Here is a 22,260-nt window from a genome sequence, read left to right on the forward strand (position 1 = left end):
GTTGCATAGCTAAATCAATAAGGTTTAGTACATTTCTTTAAAAATTTTTTAGCGCTTCATCAATATAGGCTGAAGACGCCATCAAGTTACGGCACTGCCAAATCGATCAATTATACGCTGAAGGATTGGCCAGTTTTAATCAGTTAATTTGGAGCATGACAATAATCTACCAATTTGCCTGAGAAGTACTACTTCGCAAGAGATCAAAAATCAAATGCAGCCTTGGGACCTAATAGCTGGTGTATCCTGACTTAAATTTTTTGAATAGTCACCGATCTATTGAAATTCAAGAAATTAGTTTATCAACTATTTCTTTTCCCAATACACCACTTAGTCGCTCATCGATCAAATCATAAATACTACGTTGCAAATCAGAACTTAACTCTCCCTTCATAAAACCATTCAAATCAGGTTGTAATTTTGCATTTTCAAATATATCTAACATTGGTTTGAACTTTTCAGGTTGAATCCCAAGGTCAGTAGCAGTGCTCCAAAATGTCTCAGGAATATCTATCTCATATTTTTCTTTAATAGTGGCAATAGTCATAGCACTACCAATACAGGCATACTTTAACTTGTCACTATCTGAAAGATTTTTCAAATTTATTCTGTCTTCATTACTCAGTGTTATCTTTTCTCGCAAATAGTCAATATATGCTTGGTTGTTATCAAACTGCTCCGAAGTAGTGCCCTCTTCTACTGCACGTTCAGTACGCATACCAAGTTCATACATATCCACTTCATTATGTTCAGTTGCAAACACTCCCAGCCCTTTACCCACTGTAAGTGCAGCATCACAAATCCTTGCAACCATTGGAAGCCCACGATTGATTGCATCAATCATAACGCGACCTGTAGATATAACAGCTCCACCAATTGCAGAACATGCTGTACCAACTGCACTCATTGCTCCAGATAACAAGGAGGCTCCTACACTAATTAATCCACCTAACATTAATATTTTCTCCTTGTACTAGTATGAAAATTTTCTTTGCTAACTACTTTAGCATGATCCTTATCACATAAGAGTGGATAACAAGCTTGCAATTTGCTCCGCCACTGAACAATAGATTCACTTTGAGATGGTATATAAAGATGATGAAGTAGATGTTCAATCACCATTGATACAGAACCCAAACGATTTACAGCCATATTTAACATTGATATTAGATGTTGGTGATTTTTCTCATTTCTCTCCTCCATGTATTTTGTATAAGCACTCAATATTTTAATATCTGCATTAAACGATAATTGATCTTGCCATTGTTCAATACTTAGTGTTGATTGTTGAGCTGTTAGTGGTAGTACATGTCGATTGTTTGGTAATTGATAGAACCGCCAAGAACGGTAACGTAGTTTAGGCTCAATTACATCTAATGGAATATCCGCTTGTGTCGTTGAATTAGGCTCAATTTGAGTAAGCACAGCGCTTTTCCAACCTTGACTAAATATAACTGCCTGGCCTGTTTCTAATCTAGATAAATGCTGTTGTTGCAATGGTTCTAATGCCATAGTATTACCTATCGCAACTTTATCATCTTCAGCAAATAACTTATGAACAATCTTTGTATTGGTATTTTTTATTACTTCAGACGTAAGCTTATTAGGAATTTGATCCACAATGATTAGACCTTCACCATATTTACGTACTTCTGCGAGCATATCACTAAACATTTCAACAGCTTGTCTTCGATTACTACTCATTGAAGGATCTGCTTTCGTGAGAAGATGATGTGCTTCCTCTATAAGTGTTAAGTGTCGAAAATTTGGATTTTTACGATGTTCATTTTTTAATACCTGAATAACATTTGTCATAATAAAGGCTATTAGTAACGATTTTTCAGCCCCGTTGCGAATTTCTTCAAGCTCAATAACAACTGGTCGATGTATCAATTCACTAAAGTCAATAGAACGTAATGTGTTAAATATCTGCCCCTTGGCACCGACTAATAATCCTTGTAAACGTGCCTTAATAGAACCAATGTAATCCTGACGTAACCGTTCATCAAACCCCTGTTCCTTAACTACTTGCTCTGAGGCTTCAAGTAAATCTCGTAATATTGGGAATGGATAGCAACCTGGGGCGAAAGGATTAGGATATAAAGGATGTTTAGAAGTATTAATATCCCATCCCATTTTTTCATAGCATCGATAAACAGCAGCTTCTAATACCTGAGGAATCGCGGCCTCCATATCAAATGAGGCCAAAAAACTTGCCTTAATAATATCAACTCGACTTGAGATAGTCTCTCCTGGCATCATTTCTAATGGATTCAATCTTAATGGAGCAATATCATCACGTCCTGGTGTAAATACAAGCAAATCATCATATTCTTCAAGTAACATGCGATATTCAGTTTTAGCAGGTTCAATAACCAAAAATTTTGACATGCTTTCTCGTAAGAGATGATGACAAGTTGTTGTTTTTCCACTACCTGTCACACCTGCAACAAATACATGCTTGTTTAAATCATCTCTATTCAGAGCTACTTTTTTATCTTTTAATATACGACCATATTGTACAAGACTACCTAATGGTAAACTTTCTACAACACTTACTTTTGGTGGATTTAATCCGAATGTCACTTGCTCTTTAAGTTCTATCCCAACTACCTCTTCCTGAGGTAAGCCTGCAATTAAACTTAGTTCCTTTGGTGTGACATATGCACCCATCAGAACTTTTCCTTTTAGATTAATACGTGACTTTAAACTATCGAATATATTTAATATTTGATCATTACTATGTCGTGAAATAACTGGAATCTGTAAATTTTTAACACTTCTAACCCATTCTGGTGCTGCTGAAATATCTAGCATTTGTAATGGATATTGATTCCCCATATTTCCACTAAAAATTGAGCGTGTAACATCACCCAATCTTAGTAAGCTATGATGAGAATTTGTCAATAAACTTATATTACATATAAAACTGCCACGACTACGGCCATAATCGACTCTTGGTAGTAAGACCTCATCTAAGTAACTCAACCATTGTTGTGCTTGCCTATTGTGGCGTTCTTCAGATATGTTTAGTGTTTCACCTTGATTCAGTGAAGCATTGTAGTTGCTTCCGCTACTTTTTGATTCATTTTCTCCTTTCGATTCACCTTCAGAGTTGGAATGTGAGCTACCTTCAGTTCCCGATTGTGAGCTATCTCTTCTATTTGCAGATTTTGTTGTGCTTTTATTCCCACCTTTTGTATAACTATTATTTGTAGAAAAACTTGTTCCCCGGCTTTCTCCTTTACTCTCACCCCAACTTACAGAACGACCATTCGTTTTCCCATGCTGAAGTGAAACTCGAGCAAGAGGAGCAAGCACTCCATAACCACGATATAACCATTGCTCTAACTCCATCAGTTGTTCCATTGCAACACAAGAAGCTGTTATTGCAAGACAAAAATCACTCCCCGTCATCACATCCACTAACCGATCAATGCCCTGAAAAAAAGCATTTTCTCCTTGAGCTTGATCACCAACTGTTCCTTGTAAGACACCTACATGACGGTATCTCTGCAGTTTGTTAATTAGCTCTGTGCCATTATCTGTTAATTGCTGTATGTGACTTCCTTTAAAGTTTCCTTCAAAGTTAGGTTTTAAAATACTTTCTGAGATATCAGATATAGAAATAGCAGGTTTAGAATACATATGGTTACGTGCAATTCCCAAATAAAGTGTTACACCATGTGTATCTCCTTTGAGTATATAAATTACACTAGCACCAGGATAGCGAATACTACTATAAACATTTTCTAGTGCTTCTCGACGAGGTGCATCAGAAATATGGCTTAAACTATTAATCTGAAAAAAATGGTAGTCAGCAAACTGTAAAGCATCATTTGGGACTAACCGTTTGGCGATTTCAGCTAAACTCATCGGGGCAGTTAGCGCTGTTAATAATTTATCAATGGGTTTTGTAATACTCATGTCATTCATGTAAAATTTATTCTTCCTAATAATTATCAGGCATTATTAACTAATTCAGTAATCATGATTTGATCTGCTCCATCATCCCCTGATAGATAAAGTTTTAATGCATATAGTAAGTCTGGTGTACGATGATAGCCCTCCGGTTTATTTACAACTAATTTAACTCTAGCTACTACTTTAGGTTGTTCAAGCTGATATGAGAGTGCCTCACCTTGTTTATCAGTCATTTTTTCAACTGTACTTAAGAGTTGTGTACTTAAATCGCTATTAAGCGCAAACAGCGAACGTATATTTGGATCTTGGCTTTCTCGCGTACGTAATAGTGCTAATAGCAATTCTAGTCGTAAAATAAATGAATTCCATTTAAAGAACTTATCTTCTTTTTTAAGCCATTTAATCTCTTCTAGTAAATGCTCATTTAATCGATAAGTCAGTGTAATTACTTGTTCTGCTGTTAAACGATGAATTACTGCTTTATCACGCCACATAGCTACGGATAAAATTTCAAGAGTAGTTGCACGTGTACCTCCTGTATCATCACTAGGTGCTAAAAGGTTTTCAAGTAATTGTTGTTGCCATAATTCACTTACATCACCTAGAGCATACTTAAATCGTGTATCTTCATTACGGAGTAAATTTTTATCCTGAGAAGCTTGTAATAAATCATTTACTGCAAGAGGAGGCATTAATTTATGGCAGTAACTCAAGAACATTTTAAGTTCGCTTTCAAGAGTTGTATTAATGCCCTGAGTTACTAATAAATCTTGAGCCTGTTTTATGGCCTGAGTCCCTAAACGGGCGAAATCAGTTGACAACTCTGCTGCATCATTAAAACTACGGGATTGGTCACTAAAAATGAGCATAGGAAAACGCCAACGTTTTGACAGGCCTTTTAGATCGTATTCTGAAATTTCTCCTTGCTCACCGATATTTTCTAACGAGGATCTCCCCTCTTTAGTAAATACATCAGCAGAAAAAATTTGTTTTTCTACATCTAAATCTTTAAATTTGCTTTTATGTACAAAAATGCTTTTATGCTGAGGATGTAATTCATAAAATCCAAAATCCTTAGCAGAAACCCATTTAATATCTTGGTAATTAAAATCAAACCTTTTTGAATTTCGTCCATGTAATTTAAGATGATATATATCATCAAGTTGTTTTAAATTCCGTTCAATCCATTCAATAATATTAGTTTCCCTTTCTTTACCAGGGTAGGTAAATAGTTTTTCGAATGTAACTTTCTCAGGAAAAATAGGAATCGCAACTACTTTACTTTCATTATCATCAATCTTTTTACCCCATTGTGCATCCACATGATGAAAAGGTTTTTTTTCACCTATTGGAGAAAAACGTAATTTATAGGGTTGTTCATCGCCATAAGTATAAGTGAGTGTTAGTTTACAGTCGCAGGGCATTTTAAGTGGTTGTCTTAGCGATAACAGTAATGAAAATATCTGTTTATGACTATTTTTACCTTGATAAATAGTAAAACGTATCTCTTCCTTATCTGGTGGCAACGTAAAGGGAGTTTCTATTGGAATATTAATCGCAACACCACGCTCTGGTTTAACCGAAGTACGTGTATCAACAAAGTAAAAATTTTGCTCAATACCTTGCACGGGTAAACGGGCCATCAATGGAGGTAAATGATCTTTCCAAAAGATCTTATGTGGCGCTAAAAATTGCTTTTCTAATAAAATTTGTGACCCTAAAAGAGGATCACTAGCTAACCACTGTGTAGATTTGATTCCATTTTGTTGTTTGATTGCTGTAGAAACTGAAAGAAAGTATGTTTTTTCTTCTTTTTTCTGTAATACAGAGGTTTCTTTCAATAAAACATCAAAAATATCAATATTTTCTACTTTAATTCCAGCTGGTACACGATACCAGTTCTCACCATCATGTAGTACTAGCTGTGCCTTATTTAACACTATTTCGCTATAACTATAGAGTTGAATAAATTTCTTCGCTATATGATGAGGTAAGCCAGAATTAACTAAGGCTTGCTGTAATAACTGTTGTTCACCTTGTTGAGAAAGCTTAATAGATGGGTGCCTTTCAAGGTAAGTCTCTCCAATCTGTTCACCGCAACGATAATATACAGGCGTAGCATAAATACCGACTTGGTCTGAACTTAATACCATAATCAAATCATTAGGTTTAAAAATTTTTTTATCCAATAAAGCATAGACTGCTGCAATACTTATTGGTAATGGATTTACATTACTAAAATTACGATTAATTTCTCGGCGTAAATCACTCGTTTCAAAGTCACTATGGTGATCTCTCACCAAGTAATGCATCCCCTTATTTACTCGAATTTGAGTCGTTAATAACGTTGCAAAACTATTCAACTGATGATTATAGAGATCACTATTATTAACCTGAGCTAATTCTTTCGTGCTAAATACACATTCATGATCTGATAATGATAGGCTTTGACTACAGTCTAAGCCTGATGCATCAAGAAAATTTGGTCCTATCCAACCTACTTTATCATTACTTTTAAATTTATAACTAGCACCATCAAACATTACTGAGGCAAAGTCACTCGATATCTGAACTTGTGAATTTTTCTGCAGCTTAAGTCCTCTATCACCTTGTAGTAAATCGTTAACAAGTCTTTTAGCCACTCTAGAAAAATTTCTTGGCATCGCTCTTTGCCAAGAAGTATTTAAATCAGCACTATCAACATTAGAATTGACTTTTAAATCAATCAAACCATCTACACATCGGAACTCTATTCGCCAAGTCTGTGTTTGCTCTGCTCTCACTCGACGCTGTATTTGGATATCACCTTCAATTGTGAGTGACAATAGCAATTCGGCATGAGGCATTATTTTTGCACAACTCTTTGCTACATTATTACCAAGATCGAGAACCAAAACCTCAACTAAATTTTCTTCTTCCGTATGTTTAACAGCTGGGCTTGCTGATAAATCATCAAGCTTAAAATCCCAAGCCTGATCTAATACTAGACAATTTTCTATACTTGCGAGTTGCTTAAGTAATTCACTAAATAGATTAAAACCAGAAGCGATACCATTTTTTTGTTGGCATTCACAATCATCTTCTAGGCGATTTAACAATCGCCATGATCGCCAAACTTTTCTATATTGTTTATCTTGTAATAATACATTGTTAGGTGGCATATGCTGCCATGGTTTAATCGCAAGAAACTCCTCCTGTCGTAAAATTTTCTGTATTGAATCAATAAAAGTCTCTTGCTGCTCTGTTAATTTGAAATTCGCTGCTTGCCGATCTAAGAGTAAACCTAAAGCACGAATTAAGAATGTTTTTAACAAACGATTTTCAAGCGTATCAAAGCTCATCTTACGCGTAGCAGCTAAAATATGCGGATTAGCTGCTAATTTTTCACGCAGATTATTGCCAGGCTTACGACTTAACCACTGCAAAGAACGGCTATCGAGGCGTTGTGCTAAGTAAACTGGGGTCATCTCATGAACTCTATTAATCGTTTGTCGAGGCATAATCAGAATATTGTTAATAGCATCGACAGCATGATCAATTAGATAAGTAAAACGATCCTGTAATTCAGTATTTTCAAGTGCATGGCTATCGTGACTTAACCAATGACTCATTCGTTGTGGTAATGCTTCACCTGTGAGCGGATCAAAGGTAAGATTAACCAAGTAGAAATGCTGTCCCTGTAATAATTGCTGTGCAATAAATTCCTGTGCTGTATAGCGACCGTATAGTTGCCCAAAGTCGTTCAACTTTTCATTTGCAAAGTTGATCATTTAGACTCCTTGTACCGACTCTTGCTGAACATTAGTTTTTTGATCTGATGACACCGTAGGGGTTGCTAGCTTAAATAGTTCTTGATAGCGTTCATTGCTCTGTTCATTATTCAAATAATCTGCACTTACCCAATTAAATTGCCAATGTCCTATACGCATCGCCTTATCAAAATCATCCAAAATATCTAATTTTTCTTTATCTAAAATGTCGCGAATTGGATCTAAACAATGCTGTCGAGCATGTCCACGTGTCTCTATCCCACGTAATTTAGGCATTACCTTCTGTACTAATTGATCCTCAAAGGCAAACTTTAGCGCCTCTTTATATTCATCAGGGTATTGCTGTGCATCCAAACCCATAACCAATGGATGATTCACCATATAATATTCAATTGATTGCCAAACACGATGTCCTAATGCTTTCCCATCAGCCCCCAAACAATTATTAATATTTTCAATTAATTGCTTATAAGGTTTTACAATCTCATCTGATAAGCTACTTTGTTTATTAATCCACCCCCACCAAATGCTCATTGGGAGTAAATTTGCTTGTTCAGGCAATGCTCTAAGTTTTTCACGACGATGCAATGAAGTTGGACGAGGGAAGTAGATTGAAGTACCTCGGTCAATCACCTTATCTGATAATGATTTAGTCGTTTCATCTTGGTTCATAGTACCTGCAAACAATAAGTTACGACCAAGAGATAATTTATAAGGATCTATATTAGAACCTAAATTAATATCGATGTAAGGTAGATCATTATTTTTCGCAGCACGGCGTTGCTCTAACTTACTCAGAAAGTCGGCAAAGTAAAGTTCAACATGTGCAAGGTTCATTTCATCAAGTAATACCAAACTTACAGTATCTTCAAGACCATTATAATTATCTTCTGAGTTTTCACTGTCTGTTATTAACTTCTCACGACTTTGTACAAGAAAATTCAGCATCGGTTGAGCTTCATAACTATTACTGATCGAGTTAAAATAGCCCAACATTGATTCTTGTGAATCCCAATTTGGTTGTACAGGCACATTAATAAAATTTATCCCCCCAAAACGGCTATATAACTTAGGTAACTCAGATTTACCTGTACCACTCACACCGGCTAAGACTGTTAAAGGTGACCATTCAGCAATTTTGAGTGCTGTATGGAAGGCACATAAAATACGGTTTGAAAAATGTAGCCCATAGTCATCAATCTTTGACCGAATAGTTTCAAGCCAGTCTAGTTCATTAATAGATTTTTCTTGACGACGTGGCACAAACTTTTCAATATGAGGACGCTTAATATTTCTAAGCCGTGCCTTAATATCTGCTGGATCTTTATAAGATGGACTAACTCGATCCAAGGTCTCTTTTAATTTATTATTATCTGCAATAACTGCCTCATATCTTACTTCAAGACTATTAAACTTAGTTTGCAAACGTTCTTGGTCATATTCTAACTGCTCTTGAGTATCCAAATTTCGTTGCAGTTCGCGTTTTTCGTCCTGTAGCTTCTGATTAGCTTGCTCTAGCTTTGCAACTTCAGCACGATGGTTATCGTAATATTGCTCTGGTTCCTGACTTAGGCGTTGGAGCTCTTCACGCAATACTTTTAACTCTTCATTCTTAGTCGTAAGATCGTGCAACACCTCCTCTGCTGAGCGGTCACCTAACAGTTTTTTAAGCTCATCATAGGCACTATACAATTCTTCTTGCTGTTTAATACGATCTAACAAACGCTGTTTATCTGATTCAAACTGTTTCTCATTTTGTTCAAACTCCTGTAAACGGGTCTGAATACGTTCTGCAATTTTTTGCTCAAGAGAATCTTGTAATGCATCGACTTTTACTCGATCAAGTTTTACATCATTTTGGTCAGTAATTAACTTAGCTTGCTTTTTATCAAACTCTTGTTTGCTTTTTTCAAGATCATCTCGACGCTGCTGAATCTCTGTTTCAAGCACCTTAAAACATTTTTCACGCTGCTCTTGAATCTCCTTATCTAATTCAGCTCTTGCTTCAGAGCGTTTCTGTTGTAATTCTCTCTGCAAATTAGCTCTTTGCTCTGCAAAATCACCATCAACGATTTCTTGCACTCGATCAAGTCGCTCACGTTCTGCTTCTAACCGCTGCTGTTGATTTGCTACATCTTGTAACTGTTGTTTCAACTGTAGTTTTGAATCTGCAAGTTGTTGATCACGCTCCGCAAAAATTTTGTCTCGAAGAGCCGGTAAACCTTGCTCTATTTCTAACTGCCGAACCTCTTGCTGTTGATGGCGTGTTTCAAGTTCAAGACTACGAGCATGATTATCCTCTTCCTTTTTAATAGCAGCCTGTTCACGCAATTTCACAAATTGAAGTTGGCGTTCTACTTCTTTTTGCCCTTCTATTAATTCTAGCTTTTGCTTTGCCAGCTCTTCTTTTTGCCCTGATAACATCTGAGTATTTTCAACCTGATCTTTGTCATGCTGTTGCTGTTTTTTATCCACAATATTGCTCCATTAAAATCTTAATTAATTTAAATACCGCTTTTTCAATTTCTTTTAAAGTTTCATGCTGACCTAAAATTGGACCAGAATGCCCCCGTATCTTGATTAAATGATCTATCGCTGAGATTAACTTCTCAGCAAATGGAAATTCTTTTCTCTGCTGATCCGTAATCTGTGCCCAAAAAGCAATAAAATTTGCACCAAGAGTTGTATTACAACCATTAAGTGACTGCTGCACTTTATTTGAGTTAGTTTTGCTAATTTGTTTAGCACCTAAAGTTACTAATTGACTTTTTATAAATTCGATGTCGTTTGCTTCATTTACATCGAGGGACTGACACGCTTGATAGAAAGCATGCTGTAAGGCACCTGCTAAAGCATTTGTTCTATCTCTAGCATCCTCTAAATTGGCAAATACTAAAGCATCAAATAACCCTTGATAAACACGCTCATTCATTACGCTACGCATTATTCCAAAATGCTGATTTAACTTATAGTTAGCTTCACTTCGGATATCCTCTTTAAGCCAATTAGGAGTAATTTGCTCTGATACTTGATTATCATTACTCTTCAACCAATCTGATACAATTTCACGTATTCGCTCTACAAGCTGATGAATGAATTCAATTTGCTCAAAACCAAGTTCATTACGCACAGTATTCGCATCCTGATGATCAATCGGATTTCGCCAACGGCGCAATTTAGCGATATCATTTAATAACTCTGGGTAGGCTTTAGCGAGCCCTCTCATGGGTTGCTGTTCATCATTCCTTGCTAAAAGCAAATGACAAAATAATAAGGCTGACATTTCAGGTTGCTCTGCCTTGAGATAAATAATACTACCCTTATTTGTCTTTAGTAATTTATTAACAAGCTTGCCATCTTTAAACTTAAAACCTATCTGTAATGCGATTTTCTCTGCTTCATTCGCATTGCGTTGTGGATCGCTCGAAAGTTCAGAAATACAGCGTTCAAGCTTAGAAAATGCATAACATTCCGCTAGCATTTTCTCAATCTCGTAATAGCTCTTACTCACAAAAGATAATAAATTATTTTCGTATTCAGACTGATCGATAGAATTTTTTACTTGGCTGTTCTTTAACTCCTCGTAAAGCTTAGCTAGTGATTTTGATTTTTGCATACCCTTAAGTGGATAGTTTTTTCGGCTTTTTTGATATAGGATTTCATATGCTGTTTTAATAGATAAATTACTATCATGATTTTTCCTATTATTAAAACCTCTCGTAAATCTATCCTGAATACCTGAACGAAAACCATCACTTACATATAAGGAATATGTACCAGACACCATAAAAGCATAGCAATGTAGATAAACTAATTCACCATCCGAATTTACTGAAATAGTCCCCTTAGTTGTAACAAAACCATCGTTACGAGTTTTACCAAAAGACAATTCCATTTTCTTTTTTTGTTGACGAAAACGTTTAATAATATCAATTACATCACGCTCATTAGGCTCATTTTTAGAAACTGTTTCACTAAACAAGGGGATTGCTCTTATTGGTGTAGGATTACCTACAGTCCCTTGCCAAAACTCAACTAAGCCGTCATCATTTGCTTCAACATTAATTGATGTTATTTCACCACGAGTGATTATTGGCAACCAACAGTGATTAATCAAATCAAAATATATACTTGCACCAATAACCTGTGTTTGATTATTATTAATTTGATCAAGGATTTGTTCACCTACAGGTGTTAATCTCAATCTATCGGTGATTAAGTCTAATTGCTGTAATTTAAGGCTTAGAAACTCTACAAGGCTAGACTTGCCATCCTTATTCGTAAGCCCCATTTTTTGGCTTAATCTCTCTAGATCACTTTCCCCCTCAGCTAATAAACGTAATAATGTACTCTCAAATAGATTTAAGTCTTGATCTGCTTTCGCTTGTAATGAAATCGCAAAACGTAAGCATGGCCATAAAATATCCTGCGTCGCTTTAGCATGATATTGAGCAATAGAGTGTGGCTGATGCAATACCTTAAATAATTTAGGGATATGTAGATTCATGTAAGCAATACTCCTTGCGCATGATTCTTACACAGCTCATAAAATGCTTTTAATTCAGGTACTGACTGTTCCGCTATGGGTGCTTGAATCAACTGACTATCACCGACAAGAACCAATGCCTTTTTCTGTCGTGTTACAGATACACATAATCTGTTTTTAGACATCAGGTGACCAAATACTTGTTGTTGTTGCTTTGCTGAAAAATTACGATCTTTCAGAAATTGTGAGTTTTGTGATTGAGAACGAACCATTGATAAAAAGACTACATCGAATTCCATACCTTGAAAAGAATCTACAGTACCAATCCGTAGACGCTCTTCTATAGGTTTGCCTGCATGATCAAAAAGCATTTGATAGTGTTTAGTAACAACATAATTTCCGGCTTCATCTTGTTCAGTAATTTGGTATTTCGCAAGTGCTTTCATTACTTCATTTACTTGAGCTTTATAAAAAGAAATCACACCAAAACTAAGATTTTTACCTTGTTCACTATCAATCCATTGCTTTAATTTCTTAGCAATCATCTCTGCTTCAGCCTTTCTAAATCGGCTCTTACTGGCATTACGATCCTCATTTCCCAGCCGTGCTGGTGCATCTATCCATATAGCTGCTTTATTTTCTATCCCTTCAAGTTGATGAGAAAATTTACTGGCTGGTAGAGGTGATTCATACCCTTCCCCATACAGCTTATAAAATTGATCACTAGCAAATTGTCCTAATAAAGGATGACTACGATATTGTGCATCTAATGTGATCGTTCTAGGAGTGCCATCTTGTTGCTCCAATTGCTTAGCACGATGAAATAAATACTGAAACATACTACTTGTTATATGCTGATTAAATTTTTCTTTTATATCTGAATGGATATCATCTGACTCTTGCTCCATCTGCTGCAATAAAGCTTCATCCACAATATGTGGTAGTTGACGATGATCACCAACTAAAATAATACGATCTTTTGCTTGTACCATAGGAATCATAAGATCTCGAGGGCTAGCACGAGCAGCTTCATCAACAATCACCGTGCCATACTGTAAATAACCTTTTCCATCGCCACTTTTTGATTTAAAACGACGAATGACTTCGCCCTCAGATTGCCCTGTTGTCGCCCCATAAACTAAGTTGTATTCTGCTAATGCTTCTTGCACTGCATATGGATTACCCTCTAAATCACTCAAATAATCTATTAAGGCTCTATTTTTAGATTCATTACGACTACGATCTTGCAGTAAATCAAGTGTACGTTGTATTGCTAACTTCACATCTTCTCTAGCTAAGTTGCGTTTGAGTTGAGGACGTGGTGTAAACTGCTTTAATAATTGTTGCTTTACTTCTTTTAATTGAGGTAAAAAATCTAGATTATTTTTTGGTTGCCAAATCATAGCTTGTTGTAATATATCTAAATACTTTTTCTCAATAGTGATCTCTTCCTCATCCAACCAAGCCATTAATGCTGCAACTCTCTGCACCCCATCATCCTTAAATGCTGGTTTTGATAGCCGTAATGCACGTAAAAATCTTATGCCATCGCTCTCACCTAAATGCTGACTATTCAGTTCAGTACCAAGAATCTTTAATAAACTTATCAACTCAGCACTATTTGGTATTCCAATTAATAATGCTTTTGCTTTGTTCACTAATCGTAAAGCTGCACTGTCACTTGGTGTTGTCGCATACGCTATAGCTTCATTTTCAAGCTGTAAATAAGCAATACTTTCTTTCAACTCAGGCACATGCTGATAGATGTTTCCAACAGTTTTCAATCGCCATTCATCTAATTTAATATCAGTAGCATTATTTTGTTCTTTCTCACCTGAACGCTGCCCAAATTTAATTGCAGGCAAGTCATTTACTGATAAACGATTTAATAGATTCTCAACCGCATCATGCTGATAACCTGAAACCAAAATATCACCCTGTATTGACTTACTCTTATCCAATTCCTGATTAAGACGTTCTATAATGGCGGTGATAACAGTCGTTTTACCCGTCCCTGGTGGCCCTTGAATAATCATGATATCAGGAGTATTCAAAGCAAGTTTAATCGCTTTTTCTTGAGTCTTAGTTGGTGGATTTTTAGGAAATATTTTAGTTTTAACAAAACTCGATAATGGTTTTATTTCAGGACGCTGAACACGTCCACTTGGTAATCTAGCATCTTCCTCGATAAGCAATCCTAAATGAGGCATCGCACTTTTACCCTCAATAATTGCATTACGAGCTGCCATCCGTCGCTCAATCTGCACTTGATCACCCATAATAGATTGTACAATAATCATTTTAGTCGACGGTATATCAACTCCTTCTACAATAAGTCGATTTTGCTCAACTTTAATAATTTTTAAAATTTGGCTTGGCTCATTAGCTACTGATGCCACATTATCTTGGTACTCAGCATCTGTACTCACTGAATTAGATTGTTGATCCCAATTTGAAAGATTGCTATCAAAGCCCTTTTTTTGTTTATAGTCCTCAAGTAATTGTGAACTAAATGTCTGCCAATCCATCTCAGGATCTTCGAGATAAGGAACCGAGGTTTCAGGGCTCATCATTAACAATGCATCTTGAGTTGTTAATAAAGTGCGTAGATCTCTATTCAAATAAATAGACATCTGTCTACCAAACTCACCATAGACTTCACACTGTTCAGGCATCACTTCTATGCGACCAATTTCTCTAGCACGCTTAAGTAACTGTTCACCCTCTGTACTTCCATATTTATCCCAAGTGGCTAAATATCCTTTTTGATTTGTAATAATTTTACGCATCTGCTGAGAAGCAAGAGAAGCCACCTGTTTTTGTTGTTCGCTAAAACTGAGCTGTAATCTCACCAAACGAAGTGCACGTGTTGAAGTTGAACAAGCACGACTCACGAGCTTGCGTACCCCTAAATAATCAAAATCTACTGCAGAATATTGTTGTACTGCCAATTGCAAATTATTGCCCAATAAAACTAGACCATTTTTAATTTTTTGCTGTGGTTCTTTATTAGTCAAATTATGATTATCTTCATTTTTTTCAATATACTTAAGTTGATCTAGTGCGCTTTCTCCCAACATCACAATTGCATACTGTTGCTCTAACTCATCAGATAGGCTAAAACTACAATATTGTTCAAGCGCTACTTGAATAGTCTCGAAACTCTCACCTAAACCTACAGATTTTGCTTGTTCTAATGTTCTCGGGTCTAATACAATATCAATTGGGCCTAGTTCAATTTCAGAACCATTAAAGGACACCATTGCCAACTCAAGTTGTACACTATCTTTAGGCCAATCCTTTTGTTGATGTACTCGACTGATCTCAATCAGATTAGCATTCGCTCGATCAAACCCAAGTACTATCTCATTAAATAAAATAGGCTCACGCAAAGTAATCGTAAATAATTTTCCATGAATAACTAGCTGTAACTGACCCGTTCGTGAACTCAAACGTAACTGGCCTAAATCTCCTTGTTTAAAAGAAATTCCTTTACTATCTAGCGGTTCTATCCAAAAAAGATGATTTATTTCAATATTGAGTTGTTTGAATCGCATTATTTTCCTTAACCTTAATCTCAATAATTACCGAGTAAGGAGCATGTAGATATAACTGTACACCTTCCTCTATCTGCTGCTCATTCAAAAACCATTGGTTCGTTAATTGCTGAACATGATTATTATCCAGAATATCTACTCGTACATCCTCTGCTGAAACATAGAGAAACCTATCCTGATCAAATTGATTCACCTCAATCATTGGCATATTGTGTTGATCTATATCAAAATCACCAGATATCCGCCGTGGTAGTTGGATATTTTGACCATCAATAAAAGGAGTAACCCAAGTCCAAATTGGATCACTTACCCCCTCTGATGTATAAAAATAACTAGTAGCGACCAAAAGTTTTGAATGATGTTCATTACAATATGGACAAGACTGTGTATCATTTGTAGATTGATAATAAAAACTCATACCACAATGGCATTGAATAGAACTATCTGCTGCTTTAGCCAATAGCCTCGGTAATGAGTGAAGACTCGGACGTTGCCAAGGCTCTTTACGTCCTTTTCCGAACATTCTTTGAAAAAAATATAGTACATCGGGTGTTAAAACCAACTCAGCAGGTAATCCATTGACTCGTGAATTACTATTGTCTTCAGCATCAAATATAAACGGAAGCTCGCCTTGTGCTGCTTGAACTTCTAAATTAGGCTTACTACTTTCTGAATCGTCTGTTGCCCAGTCATCTTCATCACCTACGACATCACTAAAAAGTTGTCCTTCAAAAGCATTAGACATCGTGAGAATTTTAAATGCTAATAATGCTAATGAGTAAGTATCACTAACAACTCTACCACCATCAATACCTTTAACTATCTCCGGTGCACCATATTGTGGAGTGATTACACCAGACTTCGAACTTACCCCTTCAAAGCGCAAATTATCCGCATCTATCATCCACACTTCACTATGCTCTGGCTTAGTTGAGCAGTAAATATTATCTGGAGAAATATCCATAAATATCACTCCTACACTATGTAGTCTTAATAACTCGATAGAAGTCTGGCTCAATAGTTCTAATCTTCTCTTAGTACCGCCAGTGTTAGCATACATAGCCAATGAGTAAGCAACTTCTAAAGGAACTTCCTCACTCAACCAACTAGGACGAGTGAAAGTTTTAGCAAGTTGCTTATTCAAAATTTGCGGCAACCATTTTCCTATCGGTTGCATATCTTGCATCATCTGCATCACATAACCAGCCTGCCCTTCAAGCAAATAAAGTGGTCTCGTAATATGCATTTTATTGGTTAATGGCAACAGATAGAGGTTTTCAAACCGCTTTTGAAAATGATTGATTTCTTCCTTATCCGTTATTTCTTTACCATTTTTCAGTGGCATTTTAACTAACAACTCGGAATCTGCTGTTCTATATACAACCCCTTGTCCACCTTTTCCTAACTCTTTTTTCAGCTCATGCCATTGAGATAATTGATCTTTCACCCGAGTAAGTTTTTGTTCTTTTTGCTGTTGCATATAAAGCTTCCCCTGTAGCTCTTAACTAGAGCACTCAAACATATATCCAACAATGATTAACGATATAAAGCAGCGATAGTCTTATCATCGCTATGACCTGTCACCGGCCAATCGCTTATCCAATGCTTTACATCTAAAGTAACTTCAATATCTGATAACAGACGATATTGGTTCAACAGTTCACGATAGAAATCAATACGATGCTCAGAAGCTAAATCATCAGCAATCCCATCTGTAACTAAAAAGCAAGCCTCTAACTCTACAGTTGGCTGTACACAAAATTTCCATTTTTCAACCTGATTTTTTTTACCTAATGAGTATGTTTGATTGGCAAATAAACTTTCATCTTTATCAGTTAAAAAATGGATCTGTTGCTCATTTTTAACCGACGTAATGATGCAGCAATCACCATCCCCAATGTGAGCAATAAAAGTACTATCTCCAAATACAATAGCGAAGAGTGCTGTACAGCTACATTGTTCAACTTCAGCCCCATTCAGCTCTTCTAACCAAAAACTATGAAACAACTCAATAACAGATAATGGTTCAATTACTAATGTACTCATATAGTGTCGAGCAACTCTCACTACTGCTCGACATACCGCTTGAGAACCAATATGAGATAAAGGCTTACTTCCTAAACCATCAGACACAGCAATCAAGACCAACTCATTATCAAGTTCTAAGTGACAAGCATCTTGATTAGGTAATCCAAGGCGTTGATGAAACGGCCCTATTTCGGTACCACTGAAACCTCGCCATACTAAACTATTACCAGTCATCATCATTCGATTCATTTTCAATAATATGAGTTAAATCAACTCTGCGCGATGGAATCATGGCTACAATTTCGGATCGCAAAATCATATGTAAAACTTGATCTAATTGTTCTGCACGATAGCAATTATTAGATAGCGTATTTAAGTGTGGCAGATCCGCATCACCACCTACACCTATCAGATATAAATGATCGAGTTGGCTTAATTGAAACCGCTGTTGTGCATTTAACTTAAAGTAACCATCTGTCAATAGCAAAAATTTGACGTCTGGGTTTCTTTCAATCCACTTACAAAGTGCATCAACATTCCCCTCCCCGCTAGTGCTAGGTAATTCAACATCACTTCCAACTGACCAATGAAGTTGTGTAATATTCTCTTGCCAGCTGAAATAACATATATTGGTGTCATGTTGCTCAGTAAATTGCCTGATATAGCGTACTAAGTTAACCAACAACATTGGCTTACCATACTCCACCATACTTCCAGAACAATCGATAATGCAGTGAAGCTTAGATAAACTCATCTGACTCTTCTTGCTGTTGATTTTGCTCTTGCTTAACCAATTGCTCTATTTCTTCTGGTTTAGGCACAACATTGGCATTTTGACTATTGGTACGAGTAGTAACTGACATGGTCACAAATTTAAAAAACTCTTGAATTTGTGAAGCATCTTGAGCTGTGAATACTTTATTCTCTGTACCCGAGATAAATTCGTTAAGTACGGTATTAGAAGCTGCACCACCAATTGCCATTGCCATACGGTCACACTTATTTGAGCGCCCATCATTAACTAAAGCACGTAAAGGTTGTTGCCAAGAATCAGTTGGTTCACCATCTGAAACTAGAACAATTGTTGGACGATATGCACGTGATGGCGTTGTTTCCTTGTCTTCAATCATTGCTTTTGCCATCGAAAAAGCTGTACCCATTGGGGTACTACCACTTACTGTAAGGTCTTGCCACTCGATATCTTTGGCTGAAGTATAAGGTGTGTGAAGGAGAACTTTTGCACCAAAAGTAATAATTGAAACTAAGATCTCTACCTCATTTTTTTCTGCACTGGCAAAGTCTGAAATCATTTCTTTTACAGCAATATTAAGTTTTTTAATACTCTCCCCCCCCATACTACTACTGACATCTAACAGTAGTACTACTGGCAAAGGTTTTGCTTTAGCAACTGTAAAATTAGCAGGGTTAAATCCAGCCATAATTTATCCTCTTATTATCTTAAATATATAATTAACAAATAATTAAGCACATGTATTAACACAGCTACGTCTGACCACCTGAACTCTTAGTAAACTATGCTTAAACAAACTGCTATCTTCACTTACAATTTCTGTGTAAATTTACAATATCATATTTAAATAAAAATTCTTCAATAGCAAGCTTGCCAACTATATAATTCACTGTAATATTTCACTTATAACGATAGATTCTTACTGTTGATTTTTAGGGGGGATTACCAAATTACCTCCCTCCTTTAACTACATAAAAAAGTCTTGAGAAGAAACCTTTGGATATTAATTTTTTAGTGGATTTCTGCTGTTCAGCAAGTTGTTTTTCCAATGCTTGATAATTTATTTCAGCGTGTGTTTTTTGTTGTTCTAATTCTAATTTAGTGTCTACTATACATTGACTTAACTCTATTATTTTTTGATTAAGCACTTCAAGCTGATCTTTTTCCTCTAATTTATCCAAGTCATTATTGTCCATTACTTCTTCTAGAGTTTTAATTTTTTCTATTAAATACCGATTTTCAATGAGCAATTGATCTCTTTCCCTTAATAAATCCATATCATTACTTTGTGACTTGCCTACATTTTCAGTTATTTCCCATTGCTGATACTTAAGATTTTTTGCCATTTTCTCATCATATTTTGGTAAATCACGCTCATAAATTTCATGTGTTCGAAAAGCATAAGCTACATAAAAAGCATTATTTTTGACAAAACCAGCTAAACGTTCAGCAGTAGCATTTTGCTTAATCACGATTAAATTAGTTTCATGCCATTTTTCACTATGTTGATTACGCCATAATGGATTCACACTATTTTTAATTAATCGCTTTAAAGCTAACGCTGGTTGTGTATTATCATATTGGAGTTCATCTATCACATTCTGGCTAACTATAGGATAGGAATTACGATTCTCTATCGATAAAAGTACTTCAGCAAGAGGAGAAATCGTTACCATATTATCGCCAATAGGCTCAATAAATGAAGTAAATAGCGGTTTTTCCTGCTCAGTATAATCAATAATACAAGCGTAATATTCTTGCTCAGCTATAGCCGTTTGCTCATCAATACGCTTCAATGCCGGCACAACACGATTGTAAATATCAATGTCAAAACTAAATGGCAGGGGGGGGAGATTAATCAATTGTTCCGCATGTTCAAATATATATACACTACGTTTTCCATATAACATCCCTAATACTGTTACAAATGGAATCACTCCTTTATAGCCACCTGTTGGATTTAAGATCAAATCATATTGGTAATTTAGGTTATCATCCGTTAAATAAGCCAATATTGTGGTGACTAACTCACGAAATCCTTGTTCTTTTAATGATTTTACATCATGTACTTGTAGCCCCTTAATACGCTTAATTTCAATATTTTGTTTCGCAAGACCAAAAATTTGTTCAATATTTTTTTTTAATTCATTAGCGCAAGCTTTACTCGCCGCATTATCTGCTGCTAGCAAAACCACTTTACTCATTGTTGTCAAACCTAATCGTTCAAGAGAATTAATCTCGGCAGATATTTTATGTATGGTGTTTTTAAGTCCTGTAACACGCAGATTTATTTGTTGCTCAAATATTTTTGTATCCTCTTCCCATGCATGACCTGGATTAAAGTATTCAAGTTGCAACTCACAACCATTGGCAATAGAAGTACCTATAGTACAAATAACACATTTATCTTTTTGCATTAACTTACCTTTATCATATAATTTAAATAAAAATTAAACCTATTGGATTGTTTATTTCTTAATCTATCTAACATTCAATGATTACAGTCTCAGACATAAAATAACAAACCTCATGTTGCTGTGTATTGTACTCATTACTCCCTATCTCAATAGCTTCAACCACAATCGCTTCAAGCCATTTTTTAAATTGTCCATTAATTTTAGAACGAATTTGCTGAAGCCAATCTTTTTCGAATGGCCTTATATCTGTTAATTTTGACAAAGTTTCGGCAGAACACTGCTCAACCATTTCCCTATCAACATTAAAAGAAGTAAATACTCGACTATCGCTAGAAACCATTGAATACATTTTCAAGTAAGAAGCGCTATATTTAGTATCAGCACAAAACTGCCGAGTAATATTAATTCTTCTTTCAGGTTGTTGAGATAACCAAAGATAAAATGCTAGTTCTTTCGGTGGAAGTTTAATCTCTATACCATTTACTAAAATACATTTTTTATTAAATATTATTTGGACCTTAATGCTTGTATTTTTATAAGTATTTAATAATGCAATAGTCTTACTAAAAGACTTTCTTTCCATCTGATTTATAAAGCTTGGATCAACCATATTTCGCATTCGCACAAATGGAATCTCTGCAAGAGTAACTTTTGCTTCTTTAGTATTTAAAACCTTATCTTTGTTAGCAATATAATTATCGTTTAAGGTTGGGAAAAAAAAATTCTCCGAAAATTCAAAATCTTTACTAACAAAAACATGACTTAAAATATCTTGTTCTCTACCAAAGATTGACATGGCATAGCCCATATAAAATGCCATAGTCTTGCGACCACCTGCTATTGATGCGTGAATTCGACAGTTCTCATCTGCAGTGAACTTAGCAACAATACGAGTAATGGAGTCCGCAATACTTTGTTGATCCTCTTCTTCACGCCCATTAAAAATCTCCACACCATCATCATGTTGCATCAGCAAAATATGACTTAATTCAAATTTGAAGTCTGGAAGGTTATGATGCGCTTTTAAATCCTCAATCTGCCCTCTTTCAAATAACCACTCAATTGCTTTTGCTTTTGCATTTACTGATGTGATTAAGTAAACTTCATCAGGAAAAGGCTTACCTTGCATGTGAATTGCATAAAGTGTTTCAGTTAATACCTGAGGGCTTATCCCCATGATCGAAAGCAGTATCGTTTTCACTCCTTACCCCTCAAATAACTTCCAAGCAAAGTACAATTCTGCTTATTTATCACTAAAAAAACAACAATCTAGCACTAAAATAACATTGGACTGAATAGCCACTGATTTAATAAACAGCTTTTAGTT

At 35.7% G+C, this 22,260-nt stretch carries 12 protein-coding genes; all 12 read right to left on the reverse strand.

Translation table 11 applies throughout. The annotated features are described in order from the left end of the window. Positions 1–286: 286 nt before the first annotated feature. The 12 genes from EGS47_RS16175 to csm6 all read right to left on the reverse strand — a co-directional run bounded on the left by EGS47_RS16175 (position 287) and on the right by csm6 (position 22,134). Positions 287–955 carry a hypothetical protein gene (locus tag EGS47_RS16175; protein ID WP_125269790.1) on the reverse strand — a complete coding sequence of 223 codons (669 nt, stop codon included), beginning with the start codon at positions 953–955 and terminating at the stop codon, positions 287–289. After that, positions 955–3,936 (reverse strand): ATP-binding protein, encoded by a 2,982-nt coding sequence (locus EGS47_RS16180; RefSeq protein WP_125269792.1) that lies wholly within the window; start codon positions 3,934–3,936, stop codon positions 955–957. Before EGS47_RS16180 ends, EGS47_RS16175 begins: the two co-directional genes overlap by 1 nt. A 26-nt stretch (positions 3,937–3,962) precedes the next feature. Beyond that, on the reverse strand, positions 3,963–7,694 hold the full coding sequence (locus EGS47_RS16185; protein WP_125269794.1) for a DUF2357 domain-containing protein: 3,732 nt from the start codon (positions 7,692–7,694) through the stop codon (positions 3,963–3,965). Further along, positions 7,695–10,169, reverse strand: coding sequence for a hypothetical protein (locus tag EGS47_RS16190; protein WP_125269795.1), 2,475 nt, complete (start codon positions 10,167–10,169; stop codon positions 7,695–7,697). Beyond that, positions 10,162–12,201, reverse strand: a complete 2,040-nt coding sequence (locus EGS47_RS16195) for a hypothetical protein (RefSeq protein WP_125269797.1) — start codon at positions 12,199–12,201, stop codon at positions 10,162–10,164. Before EGS47_RS16195 ends, EGS47_RS16190 begins: the two co-directional genes overlap by 8 nt. Next, the gene (locus EGS47_RS16200) at positions 12,198–15,737 is read right to left on the reverse strand and encodes a DEAD/DEAH box helicase (RefSeq protein ID WP_125269799.1); all 3,540 of its coding nucleotides are present in this window, start codon (positions 15,735–15,737) and stop codon (positions 12,198–12,200) included. Before EGS47_RS16200 ends, EGS47_RS16195 begins: the two co-directional genes overlap by 4 nt. Next, positions 15,712–17,217, reverse strand: a complete 1,506-nt coding sequence (locus EGS47_RS16205; RefSeq protein WP_125269801.1) for a protein kinase domain-containing protein — start codon at positions 17,215–17,217, stop codon at positions 15,712–15,714. The genes EGS47_RS16200 and EGS47_RS16205 overlap by 26 nt, the downstream gene beginning before the upstream one ends. Before the next feature lie 56 nt (positions 17,218–17,273). Beyond that, positions 17,274–18,005 carry a PP2C family serine/threonine-protein phosphatase gene (locus EGS47_RS16210; protein ID WP_213070261.1) on the reverse strand — a complete coding sequence of 244 codons (732 nt, stop codon included), beginning with the start codon at positions 18,003–18,005 and terminating at the stop codon, positions 17,274–17,276. Next, complete coding sequence (locus tag EGS47_RS16215) at positions 17,989–18,519, reverse strand: hypothetical protein (protein ID WP_010111351.1); 531 nt, start codon at positions 18,517–18,519, stop codon at positions 17,989–17,991. The genes EGS47_RS16210 and EGS47_RS16215 overlap by 17 nt, the downstream gene beginning before the upstream one ends. Beyond that, entirely contained in the window at positions 18,506–19,204 is a 699-nt protein-coding gene (locus tag EGS47_RS16220) for a vWA domain-containing protein (protein WP_010111349.1), read from the reverse strand. The genes EGS47_RS16215 and EGS47_RS16220 overlap by 14 nt, the downstream gene beginning before the upstream one ends. 262 nt (positions 19,205–19,466) lie before the next feature. Then, positions 19,467–20,933 carry a putative CRISPR-associated protein gene (locus tag EGS47_RS16225; RefSeq protein ID WP_074964456.1) on the reverse strand — a complete coding sequence of 489 codons (1,467 nt, stop codon included), beginning with the start codon at positions 20,931–20,933 and terminating at the stop codon, positions 19,467–19,469. A 67-nt stretch (positions 20,934–21,000) separates the two neighbouring features. Continuing rightward, complete coding sequence (csm6, locus tag EGS47_RS16230) at positions 21,001–22,134, reverse strand: CRISPR-associated ring nuclease Csm6 (protein WP_070153978.1); 1,134 nt, start codon at positions 22,132–22,134, stop codon at positions 21,001–21,003. Positions 22,135–22,260 lie beyond the last annotated feature (126 nt).

The sequence above is a fragment of the Acinetobacter sp. FDAARGOS_515 genome, from assembly GCF_003938865.1.
Lineage (GTDB): Bacteria > Pseudomonadota > Gammaproteobacteria > Pseudomonadales > Moraxellaceae > Acinetobacter > Acinetobacter ursingii.